At 63.7% G+C, this 23,981-nt stretch carries 23 protein-coding genes; 13 read left to right on the forward strand and 10 right to left on the reverse strand.

Annotation, left to right across the window (positions count from 1 at the left end; genetic code table 11):
* Positions 1-168 precede the first annotated feature (168 nt).
* Together MNR02_RS15585 and MNR02_RS15590 are read right to left on the reverse strand one after the other, a co-directional pair.
* On the reverse strand, positions 169-1,560 hold the full coding sequence (locus tag MNR02_RS15585) for a dipeptidase (RefSeq protein WP_241947428.1): 1,392 nt from the start codon (positions 1,558-1,560) through the stop codon (positions 169-171).
* Between the two features lie 132 nt (positions 1,561-1,692).
* Positions 1,693-2,133: a MarR family winged helix-turn-helix transcriptional regulator gene (locus tag MNR02_RS15590; protein WP_241947429.1), complete on the reverse strand. Its 441-nt coding sequence runs from the start codon at positions 2,131-2,133 to the stop codon at positions 1,693-1,695.
* Positions 2,134-2,509: 376 nt separating this feature from the next.
* On the opposite strand from MNR02_RS15590, the gene polA reads away from it, so the two are divergent.
* A complete protein-coding gene (gene polA / locus MNR02_RS15595) occupies positions 2,510-5,497 on the forward strand; it encodes a DNA polymerase I (protein WP_241599969.1) in 2,988 nt (995 codons plus the stop codon).
* 82 nt (positions 5,498-5,579) lie between these two features.
* Here polA and MNR02_RS15600 read toward each other — a convergent pair whose 3' ends face one another.
* Positions 5,580-7,388: an ABC transporter ATP-binding protein gene (locus tag MNR02_RS15600; protein ID WP_241947430.1), complete on the reverse strand. Its 1,809-nt coding sequence runs from the start codon at positions 7,386-7,388 to the stop codon at positions 5,580-5,582.
* 216 nt (positions 7,389-7,604) lie between these two features.
* Between MNR02_RS15600 and MNR02_RS15605 the strand changes: the two genes are divergently transcribed.
* Entirely contained in the window at positions 7,605-8,606 is a 1,002-nt protein-coding gene (locus tag MNR02_RS15605) for a glycoside hydrolase family 5 protein (RefSeq protein ID WP_241599964.1), read from the forward strand.
* 9 nt (positions 8,607-8,615) lie between these two features.
* On the opposite strand, the gene MNR02_RS15610 is transcribed toward MNR02_RS15605, so the two are convergent.
* The gene (locus MNR02_RS15610; RefSeq protein WP_241947431.1) at positions 8,616-8,819 is read right to left on the reverse strand and encodes a hypothetical protein; all 204 of its coding nucleotides are present in this window, start codon (positions 8,817-8,819) and stop codon (positions 8,616-8,618) included.
* A gap of 151 nt (positions 8,820-8,970) precedes the next feature.
* Between MNR02_RS15610 and MNR02_RS15615 the strand changes: the two genes are divergently transcribed.
* The gene (locus MNR02_RS15615; protein WP_241947432.1) at positions 8,971-9,552 is read left to right on the forward strand and encodes a YigZ family protein; all 582 of its coding nucleotides are present in this window, start codon (positions 8,971-8,973) and stop codon (positions 9,550-9,552) included.
* A 257-nt stretch (positions 9,553-9,809) separates the two neighbouring features.
* Positions 9,810-10,469, forward strand: coding sequence for a peroxiredoxin (locus tag MNR02_RS15620; RefSeq protein ID WP_160870173.1), 660 nt, complete (start codon positions 9,810-9,812; stop codon positions 10,467-10,469).
* A gap of 81 nt (positions 10,470-10,550) precedes the next feature.
* Here the strand turns inward: MNR02_RS15620 and MNR02_RS15625 are convergent, their stop codons facing one another.
* The gene (locus MNR02_RS15625) at positions 10,551-11,168 is read right to left on the reverse strand and encodes a transglutaminase-like cysteine peptidase (RefSeq protein WP_241947433.1); all 618 of its coding nucleotides are present in this window, start codon (positions 11,166-11,168) and stop codon (positions 10,551-10,553) included.
* A gap of 115 nt (positions 11,169-11,283) precedes the next feature.
* Entirely contained in the window at positions 11,284-12,102 is an 819-nt protein-coding gene (locus MNR02_RS15630) for a carboxylesterase (protein ID WP_241599955.1), read from the reverse strand.
* A 237-nt stretch (positions 12,103-12,339) separates the two neighbouring features.
* Between MNR02_RS15630 and infC the strand changes: the two genes are divergently transcribed.
* From infC to pheT, 6 genes are all read left to right on the forward strand, one after another.
* Positions 12,340-12,876: a translation initiation factor IF-3 gene (infC, locus tag MNR02_RS15635; protein ID WP_241600696.1), complete on the forward strand. Its 537-nt coding sequence runs from the start codon at positions 12,340-12,342 to the stop codon at positions 12,874-12,876.
* A 229-nt stretch (positions 12,877-13,105) separates the two neighbouring features.
* A complete protein-coding gene (gene rpmI / locus MNR02_RS15640) occupies positions 13,106-13,309 on the forward strand; it encodes a 50S ribosomal protein L35 (RefSeq protein WP_134647921.1) in 204 nt (67 codons plus the stop codon).
* 39 nt (positions 13,310-13,348) lie between these two features.
* Positions 13,349-13,753, forward strand: coding sequence for a 50S ribosomal protein L20 (gene rplT / locus MNR02_RS15645; RefSeq protein ID WP_069060325.1), 405 nt, complete (start codon positions 13,349-13,351; stop codon positions 13,751-13,753).
* An 86-nt stretch (positions 13,754-13,839) separates the two neighbouring features.
* Positions 13,840-14,703, forward strand: coding sequence for a lipopolysaccharide kinase InaA family protein (locus MNR02_RS15650; RefSeq protein WP_241947434.1), 864 nt, complete (start codon positions 13,840-13,842; stop codon positions 14,701-14,703).
* Positions 14,696-15,781 carry a phenylalanine--tRNA ligase subunit alpha gene (gene pheS / locus MNR02_RS15655; RefSeq protein ID WP_241947435.1) on the forward strand — a complete coding sequence of 362 codons (1,086 nt, stop codon included), beginning with the start codon at positions 14,696-14,698 and terminating at the stop codon, positions 15,779-15,781. Before MNR02_RS15650 ends, pheS begins: the two co-directional genes overlap by 8 nt.
* Before the next feature lie 24 nt (positions 15,782-15,805).
* Positions 15,806-18,232, forward strand: a complete 2,427-nt coding sequence (pheT, locus tag MNR02_RS15660; protein WP_241947436.1) for a phenylalanine--tRNA ligase subunit beta — start codon at positions 15,806-15,808, stop codon at positions 18,230-18,232.
* A 264-nt stretch (positions 18,233-18,496) separates the two neighbouring features.
* Here the strand turns inward: pheT and mbfA are convergent, their stop codons facing one another.
* Positions 18,497-19,480: an iron exporter MbfA gene (gene mbfA, locus MNR02_RS15665; RefSeq protein ID WP_241599947.1), complete on the reverse strand. Its 984-nt coding sequence runs from the start codon at positions 19,478-19,480 to the stop codon at positions 18,497-18,499.
* 119 nt (positions 19,481-19,599) lie between these two features.
* Between mbfA and MNR02_RS15670 the strand changes: the two genes are divergently transcribed.
* Both MNR02_RS15670 and MNR02_RS15675 read left to right on the forward strand, forming a co-directional pair.
* Positions 19,600-20,424: a lipo-like protein gene (locus MNR02_RS15670; protein ID WP_241947437.1), complete on the forward strand. Its 825-nt coding sequence runs from the start codon at positions 19,600-19,602 to the stop codon at positions 20,422-20,424.
* Between the two features lie 58 nt (positions 20,425-20,482).
* On the forward strand, positions 20,483-20,950 hold the full coding sequence (locus MNR02_RS15675) for a group III truncated hemoglobin (RefSeq protein WP_241948895.1): 468 nt from the start codon (positions 20,483-20,485) through the stop codon (positions 20,948-20,950).
* A gap of 6 nt (positions 20,951-20,956) precedes the next feature.
* On the opposite strand, the gene MNR02_RS15680 is transcribed toward MNR02_RS15675, so the two are convergent.
* The 3 genes from MNR02_RS15680 to MNR02_RS15690 all read right to left on the reverse strand — a co-directional run bounded on the left by MNR02_RS15680 (position 20,957) and on the right by MNR02_RS15690 (position 23,192).
* A complete protein-coding gene (locus MNR02_RS15680) occupies positions 20,957-21,622 on the reverse strand; it encodes an OmpA family protein (protein WP_134647933.1) in 666 nt (221 codons plus the stop codon).
* A gap of 114 nt (positions 21,623-21,736) precedes the next feature.
* On the reverse strand, positions 21,737-22,609 hold the full coding sequence (locus tag MNR02_RS15685; RefSeq protein ID WP_241947438.1) for a bifunctional helix-turn-helix domain-containing protein/methylated-DNA--[protein]-cysteine S-methyltransferase: 873 nt from the start codon (positions 22,607-22,609) through the stop codon (positions 21,737-21,739).
* A gap of 67 nt (positions 22,610-22,676) precedes the next feature.
* Positions 22,677-23,192 (reverse strand): DUF2244 domain-containing protein, encoded by a 516-nt coding sequence (locus MNR02_RS15690; RefSeq protein WP_241599937.1) that lies wholly within the window; start codon positions 23,190-23,192, stop codon positions 22,677-22,679.
* A gap of 22 nt (positions 23,193-23,214) precedes the next feature.
* Between MNR02_RS15690 and nth the strand changes: the two genes are divergently transcribed.
* Positions 23,215-23,979: an endonuclease III gene (nth, locus tag MNR02_RS15695; protein WP_241947439.1), complete on the forward strand. Its 765-nt coding sequence runs from the start codon at positions 23,215-23,217 to the stop codon at positions 23,977-23,979.
* Positions 23,980-23,981: the final 2 nt, after the last annotated feature.

Raw genomic sequence — 23,981 nt, forward strand, 5'->3', positions numbered from 1 at the left:
CATCCTGTTGCGGCAAGGGTTTTTCGCGATCCATCGTGACGCCATCCTCATCCTTTCCCCATTTTCCGGGCCTGTCATCGCACGCGGCGATGCAGGCTTTCTCTTGTCCGTAGGCCAGTCTTTACCCGTGTGCGATTAAAGCCGGTCCTTTTCGTGATCACATCTGCGTCAACGTGCGGCGAGCGCTGCGAGAATCCGCACCCAGGAGCGGATACCCTTTTCGAAGGAGCGCAGCTCGTATTTCTCGTTCGGCGAATGGATGCGGTCATCCGCCAGGCCGAAGCCGACGAGAAGCGAATCCATGTCGAGCATCTTCTGGAAATCACCAACGATAGGGATCGATCCGCCCATGCCGATGATGACGGCGGGCTTTGGCCACTCGTCGGAAAGCGCCGACTTGGCCTTGTTCAGCAGCGTCGAATCGTAGGGCAGCTGGATTGCCGGCGAGCCGCCATGGGCGTGGAACGTGACCGAGCAATCGGCCGGGATCTTGGCGCGCACATAGGCACGGAAGGCATCGCGCACCTTCGCCGGGTCCTGCTTGCCGACGAGGCGGAAGGACACCTTTGCCGAGGCTTCCGCCGCGATCACGGTCTTGAACCCCTCGCCCGTATAGCCGCCGGTAATGCCGTTGACTTCGGCCGTCGGACGCGCCCAGGTGAGTTCAAGCACGGAACGGCCCTTTTCACCCGAGGGAATGGAAAGACCGACCTCGCCGAGGAAGCTTTCAGCAGTCTTGCCGAGCGTCTCCCAGGCAGCCTTAATCTGCGTAGGCGTCTCCTCGACACCATCGTAAAAACCATCCAGCGTGACGCGCCCCGTCTCGTCATGCAGGCCGGCGAGGATCTCCGTGAGGATATGGATCGGGTTTGCGGCCGCGCCGCCGAAATAGCCGGAATGCAGGTCGCGGTCGGCGGCCTTGATGACGATCTCCTCGCCGACCAGGCCGCGCAGCCCGCCCGAGATGGCCGGCGTATCGCCGTCCCACATATTGGTATCGCAGACGAGCGCGAAGTCGGCCTTGAGCTCGGCGGCATTCGCCTCGAGGAACGGCTTCAGCGACGGAGAGCCGGATTCCTCCTCGCCTTCGAAGAGGATGGAAACGCGGCAGGGCAATGCGCCCACCGTTTCCTTATAGGCGCGGCAGGCCTCGACAAAGGTCATAAGCTGACCCTTGTCGTCGGACGTACCCCGGCCGGTGATGACGCGGCGGCCGCCGGCGGACTCACGCACCGCCGGCTCGAAGGGATCGTGATCCCAAAGGTTCAGCGGATCGACCGGCTGCACATCGTAGTGGCCGTAGAACAGAACATGCGGCGCATCGGGTTTGGCACCTTCGTGATGGGCGACGACCATGGGGTGGCCGGGGGTGTCGCGCACCGTCGCGTCGAAGCCGAGCGAGCGCAGTTCCGCCACCAGCCATTCGGCCGCCCTGCGGCACTCCGCCTTGAAGGCCGGATCGGTGGAAATGGACTTGATGCGCACCAGCTCGAACAGGCGTTCGAGGCTGGCCGGGACACCGGCAATGGCGTGATCGAGGACGGGCAGAATATTGGTCATGGTAGAATCCCCGGAGAATACCGCGCCGCAAGCGGAGACGCCCGGGCCTTCATGCGGCAAATCAGATGTGTTCATGCCGACATTAGACCGATCGCGTCGGAGAGGGCAAATCGTATGACGTTTCCGCGACGCTCACACGCGCGGATCGCGGCCGAGATTGGCAAGCAGCATGCGCATGTACTCTAGCAGAAGCTCGCGCTCGAAACGACGGAATCCCTGGAAGAGAGCGTCCTCGGTCTGGCTGGCCGCCGTCATGGCCGTATCGCGCAGGGCCTTGCCGCGCTGCGTGAGGAAAACGAGTTGCGCGCGCCGGTCGCTGGGATGGCGCCGGCGCGAGATCAGGCCGTCGCGCTGCATGCGGGCCAGGGTGTTGGCCATCGTCGCCTGCTCGATGTCGAGGCGGTCGAGAAGTTCGCGCTGTGTGAGACCGTCGCCGTTCCACAATTCGAGCAGGACGGGCAACTGCCCCGGGGCGAAGCCGGCCCCGTCCGCCAGTGCCTGGAGGGCACGGGACGCCGCCTTCGCCAGGAGATTGGCGAGGTATGCTGCCGACGCCGTCCGGTCAAAGTCCATGCACGAACGCTATGCCGGTTCAGGGCGGAAGACAATGGATAGCCTGCGATCCACGAACCCAAAAACGAAAAGCCGCCGACGACAGGAGGCTTGTCGCGGCGGCTTCTTCGAATTATGGACAAAGGCCCGGAGAGGGGGATGAGGCCTTTGTCCTTTGTCTGGCGCGGCGGGGGACAGGCCGTGTGCCAGACAACGGCTTGATCAGGTGCCGTTGATAGATAATTGTGCCTCCGAATGTGGCTTTTCAAGGGAGCCAAGTCCCCGCGAGAATTACAAATTGGTAACGTTCGCGTGAGGCTTTTCAGCCCTGTGAAAGGCCCTTCCAGGCGCAATGAAAGATGGACGCGGAAAGCCGCCCGCGCTATCCATTCACCCCATGAAAAAAGGTGATCATCTCTTCCTCGTCGACGGCTCCGGCTTCATTTTCCGCGCCTTCCACGCCATCCCGCCGCTCAACCGCAAATCGGACGGGCTGCCGGTCAATGCCGTCTCGGGTTTCTGCAACATGCTGTGGAAGCTGCTGAAGGATGCGCGGAATACAGATGTAGGCGTGACGCCGACCCATTTCGCCGTGATCTTCGACTATTCGTCAAAGACCTTCCGCAACGAACTTTATGACCAATACAAGGCAAACCGCACCGCGCCGCCGGAAGACCTCATTCCGCAGTTCGGCCTCATCCGCCATGCGACCCGCGCCTTCAACCTGCCCTGCATCGAGAAGGAAGGCTACGAGGCCGACGATCTGATCGCGACCTATGCCCGGCTTGCCGAGGCTGACGGAGCCGACGTGACCATCGTCTCGTCCGACAAGGACCTCATGCAGCTCGTGACGCAGAACGTCTCGATGTATGACGGCATGAAGGACAAGCAGATCTCCATTCCCGAGGTCATCGAGAAATGGGGCGTACCGCCGGAGAAGATGATCGACCTCCAGTCGCTCACGGGCGATTCGACCGACAACGTGCCAGGCGTGCCCGGCATCGGCCCGAAGACCGCGGCCCAGCTGCTGGAAGAATACGGCGACCTCGATACATTGCTGGCCCGCGCGGAAGAGATCAAGCAGGTCAAGCGCCGCGAGAATATCATTGCGAACCGCGAACTCGTCCTTCTCTCGCGCCAGCTCGTAACACTCAGGACGGACACACCGCTCGACACGACGCTCGACGAACTCATCCTCCACCCGCAGGACGGCCCGCGCCTGATCGCTTTCCTGAAGGCCATGGAGTTCACCACGCTCACCCGTCGCGTCGCCGAAGCCTGCGATTGCGATGCGGGCGCCATCGACGCAGCCAACGTGCCGGTCGAATGGGGTGCGGAAGCCCATGGGCCCGATCTCGACAAGGGTGACGTCGCCGGCCCGGCACTTCAGCTTGACGGCGAAGAGACGGCCGCCGAAGCGGCCGCAACGCTGCTGCCCACTGCCGGTGGGGATGCCAACACGCCTTCCGCTCTCGCCCGCGGCCGTGCCGAGCGCTTCTCCGCCGCGCCGATCGATCATGCGTCTTACGAGACTGTGCGCGATCTCGACGCCCTCGACCGCTGGATTTCCGCCGCGCGGGAAACCGGTCTTGTCGGCTTCGACACGGAGACCACTTCGCTCGACGCGATGCAGGCAGAGCTCTGCGGTTTCTCGCTGGCCATCGCCGATAATGCGAAGGATCCGACCGGCGCGGCCATCCGCGCCTGCTACGTGCCGCTCAATCACAAGACCGGTGTTGGCGACCTGCTCGGCGGAGGGCTCGCCGAGGGGCAGATCCCCATCCGGGCGGCGCTCGAACGGCTGAAGGTGCTGCTGGAGGATCCGTCGGTCCTGAAGGTCGCGCAGAACCTCAAATACGACTACCTCGTCATGCGCCGGCACGGCATCACCATGCAGAGTTTCGACGACACGATGCTGATGTCCTATGCGCTCGATGCGGGCGCCGGCACGCACGGCATGGACACGCTTTCGGAACGCTGGCTCGGCCACAAGCCGATCGCCTACAAGGACGTCGCCGGGTCGGGCAAGGGTGCGCAGACCTTCGACATGGTCGACATTGCCCGCGCCACCGCCTATGCGGCAGAGGATGCCGACGTGACGCTGCGCCTGTGGCACGTGCTGAAGCCGCGTCTGGCAGCAAACCGAATGACGACCGTCTACGAACGGCTGGAACGTCCGCTGGTGCCGGTTCTCGCGCGCATGGAAGAGCGCGGCATCACCGTCGACAGGCAGGTCCTGTCTCGCCTTTCCGGCGAACTGGCCCAGGGCGCCGCCCGTTTCGAAGAGGAAATCTACGAGCTGGCCGGCGAACGTTTCAATATCGGCTCGCCCAAGCAGCTCGGCGACATCCTGTTCGGCAAGATGGGCTTGCCAGGCGCCTCCAAGACCAAGACCGGCCAGTGGTCCACCTCCGCGCAGGTGCTTGAAGACCTCGCTGCGCAGGGCCTTCCGTTGCCGCGCAAGATTGTCGACTGGCGCCAGCTCACCAAACTGAAATCCACCTATACCGACGCGCTGCCTGGGTTCGTGCATCCCGAAACCAAGCGGGTGCACACGTCCTATGCACTCGCCGCCACGACGACCGGCCGCCTCTCCTCCTCCGAGCCGAACCTGCAGAACATTCCGGTTCGCACGGCGGAAGGCCGCAAGATTCGCACGGCCTTCGTCTCGACGCCGGGCAACAAGCTGGTCTCGGCCGACTACAGCCAGATCGAGCTGCGCGTGCTCGCCCATGTCGCGGAAATTCCGCAGCTGAAGCAGGCCTTCGCCGATGGCATCGACATTCATGCGATGACGGCGTCGGAAATGTTCGGCGTGCCGGTCGAGGGCATGCCGGGCGAAGTGCGCCGGCGCGCCAAGGCGATCAACTTCGGTATCATCTACGGCATTTCGGCCTTCGGGCTTGCCAACCAGCTCTCCATCGAGCGCTCGGAAGCCGGCGAGTACATCAAGAAGTATTTCGAGCGCTTTCCGGGCATCAAGGACTACATGGACAGCACGAAAGCCTTTGCGCGCGAGCACGGCTATGTCGAGACGATCTTCGGCCGCCGCGCGCACTATCCCGAAATCAAGTCGTCCAATCCATCGGTGCGCGCCTTCAACGAGCGCGCCGCGATCAACGCGCCCATCCAGGGTTCGGCCGCCGACATCATCCGCCGCGCCATGGTGAAGATGGAACCTGCGCTCGCCGCCGCCGGCCTTTCGGCCCGCATGCTGCTGCAGGTACACGACGAACTGATCTTCGAAGTCGAGGACGGCGAAGTCGAAAAGACGATCCCCGTCGTCGTCGACGTCATGGAGAACGCCTCGATGCCGGCGCTTTCCATGAAGGTGCCGCTGAAGGTGGATGCGCGCGCGGCCCATAACTGGGACGAGGCGCACTGAAGGGACGGTTGCCCCTCATCCGCCTGCCGGCTCCGTCTCCCCCGCAAGCGGAGCGAAGGTCGCCGCAGCGGGGTGGGGATTATCAGGCCGTCTCGTTCATCTCGGCGTGCCCTGTCTGGATGTTCCAGAGCGTGCGGTAAAGCCCGGGGCATTCGACGAGCCGGTCGTGCGGGCCGGACTGGATGATGCGGCCGTCGTCCATCACATGGATGGCGTCGGCATGGACCACCGTGCTCAGCCGGTGCGCCACGAGAATGACGGTGCGCTTGCCCTTCATCTTGGCGAGCGAGCGCTGGATCGCCGCCTCGGTCTCGTTGTCGACCGCGCTCGTGGCCTCGTCGAGGATCAGAATGGCGGGATCGATCAGCAATGCGCGGGCAAGCGCGATGCGCTGGCGCTGGCCGCCAGAGAGCTTCTGGCCATATTCGCCGATCTGGCTTTCATAGCCGTCCGGCAGCGCACGGATGAAGCCGTCGGCCTCGGCAAGCCGGGCGGCTGCCTCGACCTCCTCGCGGCTCGCTGACGGCTTACCATAGGCGATGTTGTCGGCGATGGAGCCGGAGAACAACGTCACCTCCTGCGGCACCCAGGCCATGCTCCTGCGCAGGCGCTCGCCCGACCAGTCCGCAAGCGGCACGCCATCGAGGCGGATCGCGCCCTTCTGCGGGCGGATGAACAGGCCGAGCAGCTTGATGAGTGTCGACTTTCCGCTGCCAGTCGGCCCGACCAGCGCGACCGTTTCGCCCGCCCGGATCGCAAGATTGATATCGGTGACGCCGCCCGGGCTCGTCGCATAGCGGAAGCCGACGCCTTCCAGTTCAAAGCGGCCGGAAACCGAAGCGTCGTGCGCGCCGTGGGGCTCGCCGCGCGGTTCATCGAGCAGGCGCAGGATGCGGCGCGTCGAGGCCATGGCGCGCTCGTAGAGATCGGCGATTTCGGCGAGATGGGTCATCGGCCAGAGCAGGCGCTGGGTGAGGAAGACGAGGAGGCCATAGGCGCCCACCTGCATCTGGCCGGTCAGCGTCAGCCAGCCGCCGATGAGGAAGGTGGCGAGGAAACCCGAGAGGATCGCCATGCGGATGATCGGGATGAAGGCGGAGGAGACGCGGATCGCCGCCCGGTTGGCGTCGACATAAGCCCGGCTTTCTTTGCTCAAGGCCGCGGTCTCGCGGGCCTCGGCACCGAAGGCGCGAATGGTCTGGAGACCTTGCAGGTTGGTGGTGAGCCGCGCGCCAAGACCGCCGGCGCGCGCGCGCACCGCATCGTAACGCGCCTGCGCGCGGCGCTGGAACCAGAAGGCCCCGGCAATGATTGCCGGAACCGGGGTGAACGCGACGACGGCGATCAGCGGGCTGATGATGAAGAACACCGCGCCGACGAGGACGACAGCGGCAAAGGTCTGGATCAGCTCGTTGGCGCCACGGTCGAGGAAGCGCTCGAGCTGGTTGATATCGTCGTTCAAGACGGCCACCAGATCGCCCGACCGGTTCTCCTCATAGAAGCTCGTGGGCAGATGCTGGGCATGGTCGTAGCATAGGATACGCAGGCGATGCTGCACGTCCTGCGCCAGGCCGCGCCACAGGATCTGGTAAAAATATTCGAAGAGCGATTCCCCGAACCAGATCAGGAAGGTGGCAATGCCGAGCAGCGTCAGCTGATGTACGGGATCGGTGATGCCGACCTGCGCCACGAAGGAATCCTTGCCGCGCACCACAACGTCCAGCGCGATGCCGATGAGGATTTCCGGCATCACGTCGAAGATCTTGTTGATGACCGACGCGGCAACCGCCCTGACGACGCGGCCCTTCTCCTCGCTGACGAGCGAAAGCAGCACCCGCAGCGGATGGCGTTTGCCGGAGGAGAATGGTGCTGAGGGCGGGGAAACGGACATAAGGCAACCTGTTGTCGGCAACGGACGAGGCGTGGAGGCTTCCGCCTCTAACCGGGCGGACCGGCGGTTGCAATCTCTTAATCCTGTTTGCCGGCACGCCGCGCGCCTTAACGTCGCCTTAAGGCCATCGGAGTGTTATCCCCGCGACGAATGGCACGGAGAAAAGGCATGCGATCCCCATCCGGTACAACGCCGGTTCTTCGGTTGGTGGCTGCTATGACGGCAATTGCAATTCCCCTTCAGGCGAACGCGGCCTGCCTTTCGGGCGTCAACCTCGCGGGCGCGGAATTCGGCCAGGGGCGCGGCACCTACGGCAAGGACTACGCCTATCCGTCGGACGAGACGATCACCTATTTCGCGGACAAGGGCTTCAATGCCGCGCGCCTGCCGTTCAAATGGGAACGCCTTCAGCCGCGGCTCAACCGAAACTTCGACAAGGCGGAGCGCAAGCGCCTGTCCGATACGGTGAAGGCCCTGCGCAAGGCCGGCATGACCGTTATCCTCGACCCGCACAACTATGCCTATTACGGTGACCAGCAGATCGGCTCGGCCGCCGTGCCTGATAGCGCCTTCGCCGATTTCTGGAGCCGACTCGCGGTAGACTACAAGCAGGATGCGGGCGTCCAGTTCGGGCTGATGAACGAGCCGCACGACGTGCCGGCAACTCAATGGCTGGCTTCCGCGAACGCAGCCATCGCCGCGATCCGCGAAACCGGCGCGACCAACCTCGTGCTGGTGCCCGGCACGATCTGGAGTGGCGCGCACAGCTGGGAAGAGGAACGGGACGGCGGCGCCAACGGCACGGTCATGCTCGGCATCCAGGACCCGGCCGACAACAACGCTTACGAGGTCCACCAATATCTGGATGGCGATTTCTCCGGCAAGGCGAGCACCTGCGAGCGCGCCGACGATGCCGTGAAGGCGCTGGAGCGCTTCACCGACTGGCTGAAGCGCAACGGCAAGCGCGGCTTTCTGGGAGAATTCGGCGGATCGGCCGAGCCGGCCTGCCTTGACGGTCTCGCCCGTATGACCGCGCTGGTCCATCGCGAAAACGCCGTATGGACCGGCTGGACCTATTGGGCGGCGGGAGATTGGTGGCCGGCCAGCGAGCCGCTCAATATCCAACCCACCGCCGATGGCGACCGCCCGCAGCTGGCTGCCCTCATGAGCGGCGGTGCGCTGCCCGCAAAACCGGGAACCTGCCCGTCGCTTCCCTGAAGATGGCTCTCAGAAGAAGACGTGGGTCGGCCAATGCACCGGACGACGGGACGAGGAAAGGCGGCTGCCTTCGAGCGGCAGGGGCTCCTGCATTCCATCGGCAGCGTCTTTCTCGCCGGGATTGGCGGCATACCGCGCATCCTCGGTCTTCGGCTGAAAGCCGACCGGATAGAGGTTGAAGTAGCCGAGCGTCACGCCACCGAGATACATCATGCCATCGCTTCCGTTCTGGTTAAGATCCGGTCATCATCATGGCAAAAACGTGGCGGCTGTCAATAGTCCATAAAATTTGTAATCTATTCAGCCCTTGATGCCGCATGCCGCCAAGCGTTACGAGACGGCGAACGCCACCGGAAACCACCGTTTGTACACTCTGGACCAGACCGAACGCTTCGAGCAGGACATCCGCAAGAGCCGGTTCCTCGCCATTGCCTGCCCGGTCGACACCGAGGCGGAAGCGAAGGCGCGGCTGGCCGAGGTTTCCGATCCCTCCGCCAACCACAATTGCTGGGCCTGGCGCATCGGCCAGGCCTACCGCTTCAGCGACGACGGCGAACCGAGCGGCACGGCCGGAAAACCGATCCTGCAGGCCATCGACGGACAGGCGCTGGACAGGACGCTGGTCGTGGTGACGCGCTGGTTCGGCGGCATCCTTCTCGGCAGCGGCGGCCTCATCCGCGCCTATGGCGGCACGGCGGCGCTCTGCCTGCGCGCGGCTGCCAAGACGGAATATGTCGAACGCGCTGCCCTTGCCGTCTCGCTCGGCTTCTCCGATCTTGCGCTCGTCAAGGCCCGGCTTGCCGCCCTGCCGGGGGTCCTGATGGACGATGAAGTGTTTCATGAGAGCGGCGCAACGCTTCTCTTCCGTGTCCCGGCCGAACAGGCCGAGGAAACGAGTCGCCTCGTCATCGACCTGACGAGCGGCCGGGCCGAATTTGACGCCTGAGCGCCATCTGATCCAAAAGGCAAAATAAAATCGCCTTTCCACCGAAGGCTAGCCTGGTGGAAAGGTTTGGCGCGTCGGCCGTGTCTCGCCGAAAGCCTTCTTCCAACCACTTGAAATGACGAAAAGTTCCGGCCCCCGGCACGGCCAGAATGACGTGATACCGCTATAGGCAATCGCGATTTTTCGGTCTATCTACCGCCACGGTTACACTTTCGCGGGCCTGCGCCTGCGATCCCGCAAGACAAAGAGGACGAGACATGAGCCTTCGCATCAACGATATCGCTCCGGACTTCACCGCCGAAACCACTGCCGGCACCATCAATTTCCATGAGTGGATCGGCGACGGCTGGGCGGTTCTCTTCTCGCACCCGAAGAATTTCACGCCCGTCTGCACCACCGAACTGGGTGCAATGGCCGGCATCGAGGGCGAATTCCGCAAGCGCGGCGTCAAGATCATCGGCATCTCCGTCGATCCGGTCGAAAGCCATGCCAAGTGGAAGGCCGATATCCGCACCGCCACCGGCTTTGACGTGGATTATCCGCTGATCGGCGACAAGGATCTGGCCGTCGCCAAGCTCTACGACATGCTGCCCGCTGCTGCCGGCGAGAGCTCGGAAGGCCGCACGCCCGCCGACAACGCCACGGTCCGCTCGGTCTTCGTCATCGGTCCCGACAAGAAGATCAAGCTGATCCTCACCTACCCGATGACGACGGGCCGCAACTTCCCCGAAATCCTGCGCGCCATCGATTCGATCCAGCTCACCAGCAAGCACCAGGTCGCCACCCCGGCCAACTGGCAGCAGGGCGACGATGTAATTATCACCGCGGCTGTCTCGAACGAGGATGCCATCGCGCGCTTCGGCTCCTTCGACACGGTGCTGCCCTACCTGCGCAAGACCAAGCAGCCCGCCGCCTGATATCGGGCCGTCACCGCAATACGAAAAACCCCGCCTGAACGGCGGGTTTTTTCTTTTCGGGATACTTTGAAACGAACGGTCTTATTGGCCGACCGACGAGACCATGACGGCGTCGCCATTTTCGATGGAGACCCAGCGGCCGGCGTGGAACGAGGCCTGACGCTTCAGATAGCGGTAGGACGTCTCGGTCCAGAGCTTCACGTCGTTGTTGAGATTGTCGAGGATGAAATCGCCCTGCGTGGTGCGCAGGGTCAGAACGGCATGCCCCTCGCCATCGGGCTTGCGCACCACGGTGATCAGCAGGTCCCCCGCCGCGAAACCCTTTTCCATGAGCATGCGGCGCTTGAGGAGCACGAAGTCCTCGCAGTCACCGGCGTCGCCGGGATAGGTCCAGAACTCGTCCTTGCCGTAGAGTTCCTTGTCCGTCATCGGCGTGATGTCGCGGTTGACGCGGGCATTGATCTGGCGGACCGTCGCCCAACCGAACTCCGTGGCCTTGGCGGGCGCCTGGTTACGCGCGCCGGCGCGGCATTCGGATTTGTGGCTCTGACAGAATTCGTAATGGCCGATCGGCTGGGAGGTTACGCCGCCTGTCTTCATGGAGAGCGCCGATGCCGGCGCCGTAAAGGCCGAGGAAGAAGAAACGAGAAGCGCCAGAAACGCCGCAGTCCCAGCCTTTGCACCAATCATTCGTGCCATGAACCGTCCCCTTATCGTTAATAAAGAGTTAACGGTCAGTCGGCCCTCTCGTCAATCATCAGAATTGGCGATGCTGGAATATGGTTAAGATGTGACCGGCGCGACACGCCGGCGGCTATTGCCCGCGTGCCAGCGTTTCGGCAGCCTCCAGGATCTTGGCGATATCCTGCGGCCGCGACAGGCGGTGGTCGCCATCACGTATCATCGTCAGGACGACATCATCGCCGGACAGATGCTCCATCAGGCGTACGGCATGGGAATAGGGCACATCAGGGTCCGCCATGCCCTGCAGGATATGGACCGGGCAGCCGGTCTCGATGGCGCCCGTCAGAACGCGGTTCTTCCTGCCGTCCTCTATAAGCTTGAGCGTGTAGATGTTCGGATCGGGGCCATAGGGTGTCGGCTCCTCGAACTGGCCGCGCTCTGCCAGCGCCGTCCGCTCGGTGTCTGTCAGGTTCGGCTCTATCAGTTCCGAGGTGAAATCCGGCGCCGGCGCGATCAGCACGAGGCCGGTGATCTCGATGTCACTCTGCCGGGCAAGCTCGGCGACGGCGCGCAGCGCGATCCAGCCGCCCATCGACGAGCCGACGAGAACGATGCGCCGGGCACCGATGGCGCCGGCCGCGTGCCTTATGGCCGCCAGCGATTCCTCCAGCCAGCGCGAAATCGTGCCGTCGACGAAGGCGCCGCCGGATGCGCCGTGGCCGGAATAGTCGAAGCGCAGGCAGCCGGTGCCGAGGCGGGCGGCAAGGCCGGCGAGCTCGACAGCCTTGGTGCCGGACATGTCCGACCGGTAGCCGCCGAGCCAGACGAAGTGCGCGAGGCCGTTGCCCGCAGCGGGCGACTGGAGGGCTATGGCGATGTGTCGTTCCGCTTCACCGGTGCCGACCGTGATGAATTCCGCCGCCTGCCCATTGTCGTTCGTGCCCGTCATGCCTATCTCCCGTTCTTGCGCCCCGGCTGCGAAAAACCACCCCCGAAACCGGCCCTTGCGCCAGACCTAGACCAGATTCGCAAGCGCAAGGACAGGTGGTGATTTTTTCCACGCGCCGTGCTATTGACTTCATAAGCGCGATCAACACATTGCCGAGAAAACGCCGGCAGGCGGGCAAATGTCCTGGTCGACGCGCAGATTCATACCCTTTCGAAACAGTTCGAGGAGAACACGACCATTCGCAGACCATTCAAAGCGGAAGCCCCCGTCAAGGACGGGCCGCGTTCCAACAGGGAAATTCGGGTTCCCCGCGTCCAGCTCATCGATGCCGAAGGCCAGAACCACGGCACCGTCCCCACCGATCAGGCGCTCCGTATGGCTGAAGAGGCCGGCCTCGATCTCGTGGAGATCGCGCCGAACTCCGAACCGCCCGTCTGCAAGATCCTTGACCTCGGCAAGCTGAAATACGCCAACCAGAAGAAGGCTGCCGAAGCGCGCAAGAAGCAGAAGATCGTCGAGATCAAAGAAATCAAGATGCGCCCGAACATCGACACGCACGACTATGACGTGAAGATGAAGGCGATGAACCGCTTCTTCGAAGAAGGCGACAAGGTGAAGGTGACGCTCAAGTTCCGCGGCCGTGAAATGGCCCACCAGGAACTTGGCATGAAGCTTCTCCAGCAGGTCAAGGAAGACACGCTGACGATCGCAAAGGTCGAAGCCGAGCCGAAGCTCGAGGGACGCCAGATGATGATGGTGCTCGCCCCGCGGTGAGCCCCTTCCTCGGCGCGCCGCGCTGAACGGATCAAAGCCGCCCTCCGGGGCGGCTTTTCCATTTCTGCGCCGCCGGACCCGCAGCATGAGCGGATTCCGGTTGCGCTTTTAAAGGACATCGGTTACAAGCCGCCGTCCGAACGGTCCGGCAGGGCATGCCGTGGCCGTTCTTTACGCTGGAGCCGTGCATCGTCACGCGGCTCGAATTCAAGAAGAATGGAGTAGCAAAATGCCCAAGATGAAGACGAAATCGTCTGCCAAGAAGCGGTTCAAGATCACCGCATCGGGCAAGGTCCTGGCCGCCGCAGCCGGCAAGCGCCACGGCATGATCAAGCGTACCAACAAGTTCATTCGCGACGCGCGCGGCACCATGGTGCTGGCCGAAGCCGATGGCAAGAAGGTCATCAAGAACTACCTGCCGAACGGTCTCTGAGACTTCTCGAGCAATTTGATACGTTAAGGAGATCATGACATGGCACGTGTAAAACGCGGCGTCACCTCGCACGCCAAGCACAAGAAGACGCTGAAGGCCGCCAAGGGTTTCTACGGCCGCCGCAAGAACACCATCCGCGCCGCCAAGGCTGCGGTTGATCGTTCGAAGCAGTTCGCCTACCGCGACCGCAAGGTCAACAAGCGCAACTTCCGCGCTCTCTGGATCCAGCGCATCAACGCTGCCGTCCGCGAGCATGGCCTGACCTATGGCCGCTTCATCGACGGCCTGAACAAGGCTGGCATCGAAGTTGACCGCAAGGTCCTGTCCGACATGGCGATCCATGAGACCGAAGCTTTCGGCGCGCTCGTCGCTGCCTCCAAGAAGGCTCTGGAATACCTCAAGGACGCCGGCACGAAGAACGAGTTTGAGGCCGCCGTAAACTAACCGGCGCTCACAACCACTTTCATTCGTTGTGAAACCCGCGCCGGGGAACCGGTGCGGGTTTTTCTTTGGACCGCAGGATTCTAACCATGGATGGCAGGCATACCGCGCTCGGCAATATCCCCCATATGACCGATGGGGACATCGAGGTGCTGCTTGCCGCGCTGACCCGCGAGACACGCCGGGTAGAGCGCGTCGACCTGTCGTTCGGCGCCGTCTGGATCAAGCGTTACGGCACGGAACGGCCGCCCATCTGGACGAAGGCACAGACGAGCTTGGCGAACCTGTTCCGCCTGCCCTTCCTGCGCCCCTCCCCCGCGCTCGACAGCAAGGGCATGATCGCCCGTGAGATCCGCCGCATCGAGACTTTCGCCGCTCACGGCGTACCGGTGCCGCAGGTGCTTTACGCCTCCGGCAATGCGCTGGTGCTGTCCGACGTCGCGCCGACCGTGACGGCGCGCCTGGATGCCTTGCGCGACACCGACCCCGCCGCCCACGATGCGCTGCTCGTGCGATGCGCCGCCGATCTCGGCGCACTGCACGCCAAGGGCCTGTGCCACGGCCGGCCCCACCCCCGCGATTTCTTCGTGGCGGGCGATGGCATCGGCTTCATGGATTTCGAGGAAGAGCCGGAGGCCGCAATGCCGCTTGCCGATGCCCAGGCCCGTGACCTGTGGCTGTTGTTTCTCCAGCTGACGGATCGCGCCCGTCTGGGCGAAGCGACGGCCCGGCAGGCCTATGCCGCGTGGCGCGCCACCGCACCGCCTGAAACCGAGGCGGCGCTTGCGACGATGATGCGGTTCCTGGCCAAGTTTTTGTCGCCGACCCGATTGATCGGGCGCGTTCACATGGGTAGTGATCTGCGGCGCTTCCTCGCCGCAACCGGCTATCTGTCCGAGGTTCTCCTGGCCCCTCGCGCGGCCGATGCAAGCAAAGCAGGTAAAGATGACTGAACTCGAAACACTGGAATCCGGGCTTCTGGCCGATGTCGCAGCCGCCTCCGACGAAGGGGCTATCGAAGCCGTGCGCGTGGCCGCACTTGGCAAGAAAGGCTCCGTCTCCGAACTCCTGAAGACGCTCGGCACCATGTCGCCGGAAGAGCGCCAGACGCGCGGCGCGGCCATCAACGCGTTGAAAACGCGTGTGACCGACGCGATCAACGAGCGCAAGACAGCGCTGCGTGACGCAGCCATCGACGCACGCCTCAAGGCCGAGACCGTCGATGTCAGCCTGCCGGTCCGCTCGTCGCCCGCCGAGCGCGGCCGCATCCATCCGATCAGCCAGATCGTCGACGAGATCACCGCTATCTTCGGCGACATGGGCTTCTCGATTGCCGAGGGCCCCGATGTCGAGACCGACTACTACAATTTCACGGCGCTGAACTTCCCCGAGGGCCACCCGGCCCGCGAGATGCATGACACGTTCTTCTTCCCGGCGGACGAGAACGGCGATCGCAAGGTGCTGCGCACGCACACCTCGCCCGTGCAGATACGCACGATGGAAGCGCAAAAGCCGCCGATCCGCATCATCATCCCCGGCAAGACCTACCGCCAGGACAGTGACGCGACCCATTCGCCGATGTTCCACCAGGTCGAAGGCCTGGTGGTCGACAGGAAGGCGAATGTCGCCAACATGCGCTGGGTGCTGGAAGAGTTCTGCAAGGCCTTCTTCGAGGTGGACAGCGTCACCATGCGCTTCCGCCCGTCGTTCTTCCCCTTCACCGAGCCATCATTCGAGGTCGATATCCAGTGCGACCGCTCTTCGGGCCCGATCGTCAAGTTCGGCGAAGGCACCGACTGGATGGAAATCCTCGGCTGCGGCATGGTTCACCCGAACGTGCTGCGCGCCGGCGGTCTCGACCCGGACGAATACCAGGGCTTTGCCTGGGGCATGGGCCTCGACCGCATCGCCATGCTGAAATACGGCATGCCCGACCTGCGCGACTTCTTCAACGCCGATGTTCGCTGGCTCAGCCACTACGGTTTCCGTCCGCTCGACATGCCGACTTTGTTCGGCGGCCTGAGCGCGTAACCGGCATCCAAGGAGAAACCAACCATGAAATTCACGCTCTCCTGGCTGAAGGACCACCTCGACACCGATGCCTCGCTCGACGAAATCTGCGAGAAGCTGACGGCGATCGGCCTTGAAGTGGAAGAGGTCGACGACAAGGCGGCGTTCAAGCCCTTTGTCATCGCCAAGGTCGTTTCGGCTGAACAGCATCCCAACGCCGACAAGCTGCGCGTGCTGATGGTCGATACAGGCAAGGGCGATCCGATCCAGGTCGTCTGCGGTGCGCCGAACGCACGCGCCGGACTGATCGGCGCCTTCGCCGCGCCCGGCACCTATGTGCCCGGCATCGATGTCACGCTTTCCGTCGGCAACATCCGCGGCGTCGAAAGCCGCGGCATGATGTGCTCGGAAAAGGAACTTGAGATTTCCGACAACCACGACGGCATCATCGAGCTTCCGGCGGATGCGCCTGTGGGTCAGAGCTATGCCGGCTATGCCGGCCTTGACGATCCAGTCATCGAGATCAACCTGACGCCGAACCGTCCGGACTGCACAAGCATCTACGGCATCGCCCGCGACCTCGCCGCTGCCGGCCTCGGCACCCTCAAGACAGCGAAGGCACCGTCCTTCAAGGTCGAAGGCGAGACGCCGGTGAAGGTGAAGCTGGAGCTTGGCGGTGATGACCATCTGTGCCCCGGCTTTGCGCTGCGCCTCGTGCGCGGCGTCAAGAACGGGCCAAGCCCGCGCTGGATGCAGCAGCGGCTTATCGCCATCGGCCTCCGCCCGATCAACGCGCTCGTCGACATTACCAATTACATGACCTTCGACCAGGGTCGCCCGCTGCACGTCTTCGACGCGGCCAAGGTGAAGGGCGATCTCGTCGTTCGCCGCGCCGCCGAGGGCGAGAAAGTGATGGCGCTCGACACGCGCGAATACACGCTGAATCCGGCTAATGTCGTCATTTCCGATGACAACGGCGTCGAATCCATCGGCGGCATCATGGGCGGCGAGCATTCGGGCTGCGATGAAAACACGGTGGATGTGCTGATCGAATCGGCCCTCTGGGATCCGATGAACATCGCCAAGACCGGCCGTTCGCACGGCATCATCACCGATGCCCGCTATCGCTTCGAGCGCGGCGTGGACCCGGAATACATGGTACCCGGCCTCGAGCGCGCTACCGAACTGGTGCTGGAACTGTGCGGCGGCACGCCGGCCAGGACCGATGTCGTCGGTTACAAGGGCTACACCGCCAAGGTCGTGGACTTTCCCTTCTCGGAAGTGAAGCGCCTGACGGGCCTCGACGTCTCGGAAGCCGAAAGCACCAACATCCTCACCCGTCTCGGCTTCACAGTGACCGGCGCGGGCGAGCGTGTTTCGGTCGCCGTCCCCTCCTGGCGCCCGGATGTCGATGGCAAGGCGGACCTTGTCGAAGAGGTCATGCGCATCCACGGCGTCGACAACATCAAGCCGGCGCCGCTCGAAAGCCATGCCGCGGTCAACGGCCGTATCCTGACCACGCTGCAAATCCGCACGCGCCTCGCCAAGCGGGCGCTTGCCGCACGCGGCATGCTGGAAGCCGTCACATGGTCCTTCATTCCGAAGGCCCATGCCGAGCTGTTCGGCGGCGGCGCGCCGTCGCTGGCGCTGTCGAACCCGATCGCATCGGATATGTCCGACATGCGTCCCTCGCTGCTGCCGGGCCTGCTCGCAGCCGCCCAGCGCAATGCCGACAAGGGTTACGGGGACGTCGCACTGTTCGAAGTCTCGGGTACCTATGAGAACGACCGCCCCGAGGGCCAGCGCCGCGTGGCCGGCGGTGTGCGGCGCGGCACGGCGACGCTCGCCGGTTCCGGCCGCCTATGGTCGAATGCCGCCAAGGGCGGCGGCAAGCCGGTCGATGTCTTCGACGCAAAGGCCGACGCTCTTGCCGTGATCGAGGCCTGCGGCCTGCCGATGGGCAATGTGCAGATCGAGCCGGGCGCGCCGGGCTGGTACCATCCGGGCCGATCGGGAACCATCAAGATGGGTCCGAAGATCGTGCTCGGCTATTTCGGCGAGTTCCATCCGAAGACCCTCGGCGCGCTCGACGTCTCCGGCGCGCTTTGCGGCTTCGAGATCTTTGTCGATGCCATGCCGGAACCGAAAAAGAAGGCGACGCGCACCAAGCCCGCACTCGACCTCTCGCCGTTCCAGGCCGTGAAGCGCGACTTTGCCTTCGTCGTCGACAAGACGGTGGAAGCGGGCGCCATCGTGCGCGCCGCGACGGGCGCCGATCGCAAGCTGATCGCCGCGGTCAATGTCTTCGACGTGTTCGAGGGCGCTTCGCTTGGCGAGGGCAAGAAGTCCGTCGCCATCGAGGTCGTCATTCAGCCGGTCGACAAGACGCTGACGGACGAGGATTTCGAGGCGCTGACGACAAGGATCGTCGGCAATGTGGTGAAAACCACCGGCGGCACGTTGCGTGCCTGATGACAACAAAACGGGGCGGCAACGCCCCGTTTTGCGTTTCATGAACGATAGTCGCGTTTTGTGAACGCTCTATCGCCGTTTTCGGCATTGCAGTCTGGTTAACGACCGCTTAATTGCCTCGCAGGGAGGTAAATTGAGGTCGAAATGGATTCTGTAGCCAATCTTCTGCCGCTGGCCCTGATGGCCTTCGGCGTTTATCTCTTCTACCGCTGGGTCGTGCGCGACATGAACCGGACGACGCGCCGCTGAAGGCGGCTCTTGTCCCTATGCATTTCCAATAAGGATACCGGCTGCCAGAACGAGACTGCCGCCTAGCACCACCTGCATCGCCGCGCGCAGGAACGGGGTCTCCATATAACGGTTCTGAATGAAGGCGATGGTCCACAACTCCACGAACACCACCAGGACGGCAATGCTCGTCGCCAGCATGAAGTTCGGGATCAGGTAGGGCAGCGCGTGGCCGAGACCGCCCAGCGCCGTCATGATGCCTGAGGCCAAGCCGCGCTTGATCGGCGAACCACGTCCCGACAATTTGCCGTCGTCATGGGCGGCTTCCGTGAAGCCCATCGAAATACCCGCACCGACGGATGCCGACAGGCCGACAAGGAAAGTCTGCCAGGTGTCCTGCGTGGCGAAGGCGGCGGCGAATATCGGCGCAAGCGTCGAGACCGATCCGTCCATCAGCCCGGCCAGGCCGGGCTGCACATAGGTCAGGATGAATTGCCGGCGTGCCGTCTGGTCTTCCTGCGTCTTCACATCGGCCGGCGTGTGCTGTTCGCCGAGCCGCCGCGCAAGCGATTCATGCGACTTCTCCGCCAGCGCCAGATCGCCCAGCAGCTTGCGCGTGGCGGCATCCTGCGTGCGGGCGGCGGCCGTCAGGTAGAATTGATGCGCGGATGCCTCCATGGCTTCCGCCTGCGCGCGGATGGCGTCCAGCGACATGTTGCCGATCAACCAGTCCGGCTTTCGCTCCGGGAAGTCGCGCACGAACTCGCGACGTACCAGGGGGATGCGGTCGCCGAAGCGGGAGATGTGACGATCGATCAGCATCTGGCGGTGATGGCTTTCCTCGGCCGACATCTCCTCGAAGACGCGGGCCGAGTGGGGATAGGCTTCGCGCAGGGCATCGGCATAGGCGAGGTAGATGCGCCCGTCATCCTCTTCCGAGGAGATGGCGAGTGCCAGGATTTCCTGCTCGCTGAGCGATTCGAGACTGCGTTTTCCAGGGCGGAGGAGACGGGAGAACATCGGCGGTCATTCCAGTTTAGAATTATTCTAAATATAGGAATTGCCATATCGGCGTCAAGCTCGACATGCGGTCAGGCCAGGGGCTAGAGTGGCGCCGGTATGACAGTAAGGGACGAGACGTGACCGCCGGATTGAAGCCGCTTTCCACAAGCCGCGACACGCTGCTCGATCGTCTCGGCCGCCATGTCGCCGACCGGCTTCAAAGCCAGACATCAGGCTATGAGCCCTACACGCCTTCCGATCCCGAAACGCTGTCGCGCACGCTGCGCCCCGGCGACGTGCTTCTGGTCGAGGGCAACCAGAAGGTCTCGGCGGCGATCAAGTATCTGACACAGTCGACCTGGTCCCATGCGGCGCTCTTCGTCGGCGACGAGATCCCGCTGACGCTCGACCAGGCGGCGCGGCCGGCGATGGAACGGCCGCAGCTTATCGAGGTCAATATCGGCGAAGGCTGCGTGGCGGTGCCGCTCACCAAGTACCGAACCTACAACACGCGCATCTGTCGCCCGGTGGGGCTGACGCCCGACGACCGCGATACGCTGGTCGGCTTCATGATCTCGCGTCTCGGGCTCAAATACGACCTGAAGAACATCACCGACATGCTGCGCTATTTCTTGCCGACGCCGCCCGTGCCGGTGCGCTGGCGTCGCCGCATGATCGCCTTCGGCTCGGGAGATCCGACGCGGGCGATCTGCTCGACGCTGATCGCACAGGCTTTCGAGTCGATCCGCTATCCGATCCTGCCGGAGGTCACGCGGGCGCCCGGCCGGGCGGCGGCGACCTCACCCTATTCCAGGGAAGAAATCCTGCATATCCGCCACCACTCGCTCTATACGCCGCGCGACTTCGACCTCTCACCCTATTTCGAGATCGTGAAGCCGACATTGAAATATGGTTTCGATTACAAACGGCTGGAATGGGCGCCGGGACGCGAAGGACCCTGAACCTTCTGCGGCGATCGGCCGGATTGCGAAGGTCGCGCGCGGCACCTATCTTGCCGACATGACAGAGCAAAAATCCGACCGCCAGTCCCATTTCGCCGCCATCCGGGCCCGCGCGGAAACCGAGATGCATGCCATTGGCATCACCGCCGATTTCATTCCGCTGCTGGTAGACACGTTCTATGGCCGCGTGCGGGCTCATCCGGAGCTTGGCCCGGTCTTCGACGGGCCGCTTGCCGGTCGCTGGCCGGAGCATATGGAAAAGATGAACCGTTTCTGGTCTGCCGTCGCCTTCAAGGACGGCGGCTATGGCGGCAAGCCTGTCATGGCGCATCAGGGCGTTGCGGGCATGAACCCGCCGCTTTTCCAAACCTGGCTCGGCCTGTTCTCCGCCACGCTCGACGACATCGCGCCCTCGCCCCAGGCGAAGGCCTGGTTCATGGCGACGGCCGAGCGAATCGCAAAGAGCCTGGTGCTCTCGCTCTTCTACAACCCGGCCGACGACGATCCGGCGCTCAGGCGCGCCTGACGCCCTTTAACCCTGACGAAGCGGGGAGATCGAGATTTCGACGCGACGGTTTTGCGCGCGGCCCATTTCCGATGCGTTGGAGGCGATCGGACGCGTAAGGCCGTAGCCCATGGCCGACATGCGGCGGGGATCGACGCCGCGTGCGGCCAGGTAGTTGGCCACCGAATTGGCGCGGCGTTCGGACAGATCCTGATTGTAACCGGCATTGCCGACAGAGTCGGTATGGCCGTCGACGTCGATCAGCGTCTTGTCGAACTTGCGCAGCACGGTCGCAACCGAATCGAGCGTCGGGTAGAACGGCGGGATGACCTGATCCTGGTCCGTCGCGAAGGTCACGTTCGAGGGCATGTTCAGGATGATGCGGTCGCCGTTACGCGTGACCGAAACGCCGGTGCCCTGGAGCTGCGCACGCAGCTCGGATTCCTGCGTGTCCATGTAATTGCCGATGGCACCGCCGGCCAGCGCGCCGATACCGGCGCCGATCAGGGCCGCGTTGCGGCGCTGCACCGGATTGTTGCCGACGAGGAGGCCGGCGACGGCGCCCATGCCGGCGCCGATGGCCGCACCGCCCGCCGTATTGGAAACCTTCTGCTCGCCCGTATAGGGATCGGTCGTCGTGCAGGCGGAAAGATAAGTCGCGGCAAGTGCGACAAGCAGAGCCTTTTTGTACATGTGGGTCCCCGGAGACTTCGATGATTCTGCTTCAACCTAACGATTGCGGCGGGAACATGAAAGAGGGGCGGCCGTCGCGCCATTTCGGGCAGACATCACCCTTCGCGGTCGCCGTCAGGCCCGGCCCGATTCCCAGCCGAGCATCGCGCGCTTGCGTGTCAGGCCCCAGTGATAGCCGGTCAGCGCGCCGCTCTTGCCGAGCGCGCGGTGGCAGGGCACGACGAAAGAGATCGGGTTGCGGCCCACCGCGGCACCCACGGCGCGCGAGGCCGTCGGCTGGCCGAGCTTTTCGGCGATCGACGAATAGGTGACGGCGCAACCCATCGGGATACGCAGCAGCGCCTCCCAGACGCGAACCTGGAAATCAGAACCGATCAGCACGACCCGCAGCGGCTCCTCCGGGTTCCAGCGCGCGGGATCGAAGATGCGGGCCGCATACGCCGCCGTTGCCTCGGCATCCTCGACATAATGAGCATTCGGCCAGCGGGACGACATATCCTCGAAGGCATCTGTGCCGCCCGCCTCGTCGGTGAAGGCAAGGCCAGCAAGTCCGCGGTCGGTGATCATTACGAGCGCTGTGCCGAAGGGCGACGGATGCAGGCCGTAGCGGATCGTTAGCCCCGCGCCCCGCGCCTTCCACTCGCCCGGCGACATGGCTTCATGCGTGACGAAGAGGTCGTGCAGCCGTCCGGGGCCGGACAGGCCGACTTCGAAGCTCGTTTCGAGCAGCGGCAGCGCCTCCTGGCGCAGCAGGCGCTTGGCATGATCGAGTGTCACAGCCTGGAGAAAGGCCTTGGGCGAAAGGCCCGCCCAGCGCGTGAAGGTCTTCTGCAGCTGGCTCGGCGACTGGCCGAGACGGGCGGCAATGTCTTCCAGACCCGGCTGTTGACGGTAGTCCTCGGTGATCATCTCGATGACCTGTCGGACGGTCGCGTAGTCCTGGCCATCGGGCGTGATATCGGTTTGCAAGGTCGCGGCAATGTTCATGGTCTTCTCCTGTGCCGCCAGAAAAGCACGCCGTTAGCGTGGCCGCCACCCGTTTCCTGCCGACCGGTCAGTAACCGCGCTTCACGCGGGCGAGCGCACCCGAAAAGGCCGAGGCGAAGCGCTCGCGGTCATCGAGCGGCAGGAAGGTGCCGACATCGGTCTCGCGCCCATTGCCGCGCACATGCATGGCCGTGATGCCTATCTTCGGTTTGCGGGAAACGAGGAAGCGCGCCCAGAACGGGTTGAAGGCATATTGCGTCTCGCGGCCGGACGCGCTGATCTTGCGGATGGAGATGCTGGTGCGTGACAGCGACACCAGTTCGCGCGCCTTCGCCGCCCGGTTGTTGAGCCAGAAGGCGCCGAAGAGAACGAGGAAATCGAGGCCGAAGAACAGGGCGACCGGCCACGCGCCCGAAATCAGGAAGACGGCCACATGCGCAAGGCTGAGAACGCCGGCGATGAGGAAGAAGATGCGATGCCCGTGGCGGCCGAGCGAACGATAGGGATGAAGCTCGGCCGAGAAGACCGGGCGCTCGTTCATGCTCATGTCGGCCATGCTCGTGTCGGCGTTGCCTTGTGTCATGGCGCATGACTATAGAAGCATCATGGAAAACGGAAAGATCAAAAAATCGAGAGCCCCCGCCCCTGCCCGCCGCAAAGTGCCCGCACGGCCGAAGAGCCTTTATTCGCAGGACGAACTGCGCGAAATATTTCGCCGCTTTTCCATCCAGCGGCCGGAGCCGAAGGGTGAACTCGAGCATGTGAACCCGTTCACGCTGGTGGTCGCCGTCGCACTCTCCGCACAGGCCACCGATGCCGGCGTCAACAAGGCGACACGCGCGCTTTTCAAGGTGGCCGATACGCCGCAGAAGATGCTGGCGCTGGGCGAGGAGAAGCTGCGCGAATACATCAAGACGATCGGTCTCTATCGCAACAAAGCCAAGAACGTGATCGCGCTCAGCCAGATGCTGATAGATCGCTTCGGCGGCGACGTGCCGCGCACCCGCGAGGAACTGGTGATGCTGCCGGGTGTGGGACGCAAGACGGCCAATGTCGTGCTGTCCATGGCTTTCGGGCAATCGACCATGGCGGTCGACACGCATATCTTCCGCATCGCCAACCGCCTGCGCCTTGCGCCCGGCAAGACGCCCGACGAGGTGGAGGACAAGCTCGTTCGTCTCATCCCGGACGAGTATCTCTACCACGCCCATCACTGGCTGATCCTGCACGGACGTTACTGTTGCAAGGCGCGCAAGCCCGAATGCGAGCGCTGCGTCATCGCTGATCTGTGCAAGGCTCCTGAAAAGACCTGCGACGTTCCGGCCCCGCTCGTGGAACTGCCGCCCCAGCTATACGGCCCCACGCCTTAATC

The sequence above is a fragment of the Shinella sp. H4-D48 genome (genome assembly GCF_022637395.1).
GTDB lineage: Bacteria > Pseudomonadota > Alphaproteobacteria > Rhizobiales > Rhizobiaceae > Shinella > Shinella sedimenti.

What these genes read in the sequence shown, in the direction of transcription:
- MNR02_RS15585 (WP_241947428.1), bottom strand. Translation starts at nt 1,560, where the DNA reads ATGACCAATATTCTGCCCGTCCTCGATCACGCCATTGCCGGTGTCCCG.
- MNR02_RS15590 (WP_241947429.1), bottom strand. Translation starts at nt 2,133, where the DNA reads ATGGACTTTGACCGGACGGCGTCGGCAGCATACCTCGCCAATCTCCTG.
- polA (WP_241599969.1), top strand. Translation starts at nt 2,510, where the DNA reads ATGAAAAAAGGTGATCATCTCTTCCTCGTCGACGGCTCCGGCTTCATT.
- MNR02_RS15600 (WP_241947430.1), bottom strand. Translation starts at nt 7,388, where the DNA reads ATGTCCGTTTCCCCGCCCTCAGCACCATTCTCCTCCGGCAAACGCCAT.
- MNR02_RS15605 (WP_241599964.1), top strand. Translation starts at nt 7,605, where the DNA reads ATGACGGCAATTGCAATTCCCCTTCAGGCGAACGCGGCCTGCCTTTCG.
- MNR02_RS15610 (WP_241947431.1), bottom strand. Translation starts at nt 8,819, where the DNA reads ATGATGTATCTCGGTGGCGTGACGCTCGGCTACTTCAACCTCTATCCG.
- MNR02_RS15620 (WP_160870173.1), top strand. Translation starts at nt 9,810, where the DNA reads ATGAGCCTTCGCATCAACGATATCGCTCCGGACTTCACCGCCGAAACC.
- MNR02_RS15625 (WP_241947433.1), bottom strand. Translation starts at nt 11,168, where the DNA reads ATGGCACGAATGATTGGTGCAAAGGCTGGGACTGCGGCGTTTCTGGCG.
- MNR02_RS15630 (WP_241599955.1), bottom strand. Translation starts at nt 12,102, where the DNA reads ATGACGGGCACGAACGACAATGGGCAGGCGGCGGAATTCATCACGGTC.
- rpmI (WP_134647921.1), top strand. Translation starts at nt 13,106, where the DNA reads ATGCCCAAGATGAAGACGAAATCGTCTGCCAAGAAGCGGTTCAAGATC.
- rplT (WP_069060325.1), top strand. Translation starts at nt 13,349, where the DNA reads ATGGCACGTGTAAAACGCGGCGTCACCTCGCACGCCAAGCACAAGAAG.
- MNR02_RS15650 (WP_241947434.1), top strand. Translation starts at nt 13,840, where the DNA reads ATGGATGGCAGGCATACCGCGCTCGGCAATATCCCCCATATGACCGAT.
- pheS (WP_241947435.1), top strand. Translation starts at nt 14,696, where the DNA reads ATGACTGAACTCGAAACACTGGAATCCGGGCTTCTGGCCGATGTCGCA.
- pheT (WP_241947436.1), top strand. Translation starts at nt 15,806, where the DNA reads ATGAAATTCACGCTCTCCTGGCTGAAGGACCACCTCGACACCGATGCC.
- mbfA (WP_241599947.1), bottom strand. Translation starts at nt 19,480, where the DNA reads ATGTTCTCCCGTCTCCTCCGCCCTGGAAAACGCAGTCTCGAATCGCTC.
- MNR02_RS15675 (WP_241948895.1), top strand. Translation starts at nt 20,483, where the DNA reads ATGACAGAGCAAAAATCCGACCGCCAGTCCCATTTCGCCGCCATCCGG.
- MNR02_RS15680 (WP_134647933.1), bottom strand. Translation starts at nt 21,622, where the DNA reads ATGTACAAAAAGGCTCTGCTTGTCGCACTTGCCGCGACTTATCTTTCC.
- MNR02_RS15685 (WP_241947438.1), bottom strand. Translation starts at nt 22,609, where the DNA reads ATGAACATTGCCGCGACCTTGCAAACCGATATCACGCCCGATGGCCAG.
- MNR02_RS15690 (WP_241599937.1), bottom strand. Translation starts at nt 23,192, where the DNA reads ATGACACAAGGCAACGCCGACACGAGCATGGCCGACATGAGCATGAAC.
- nth (WP_241947439.1), top strand. Translation starts at nt 23,215, where the DNA reads ATGGAAAACGGAAAGATCAAAAAATCGAGAGCCCCCGCCCCTGCCCGC.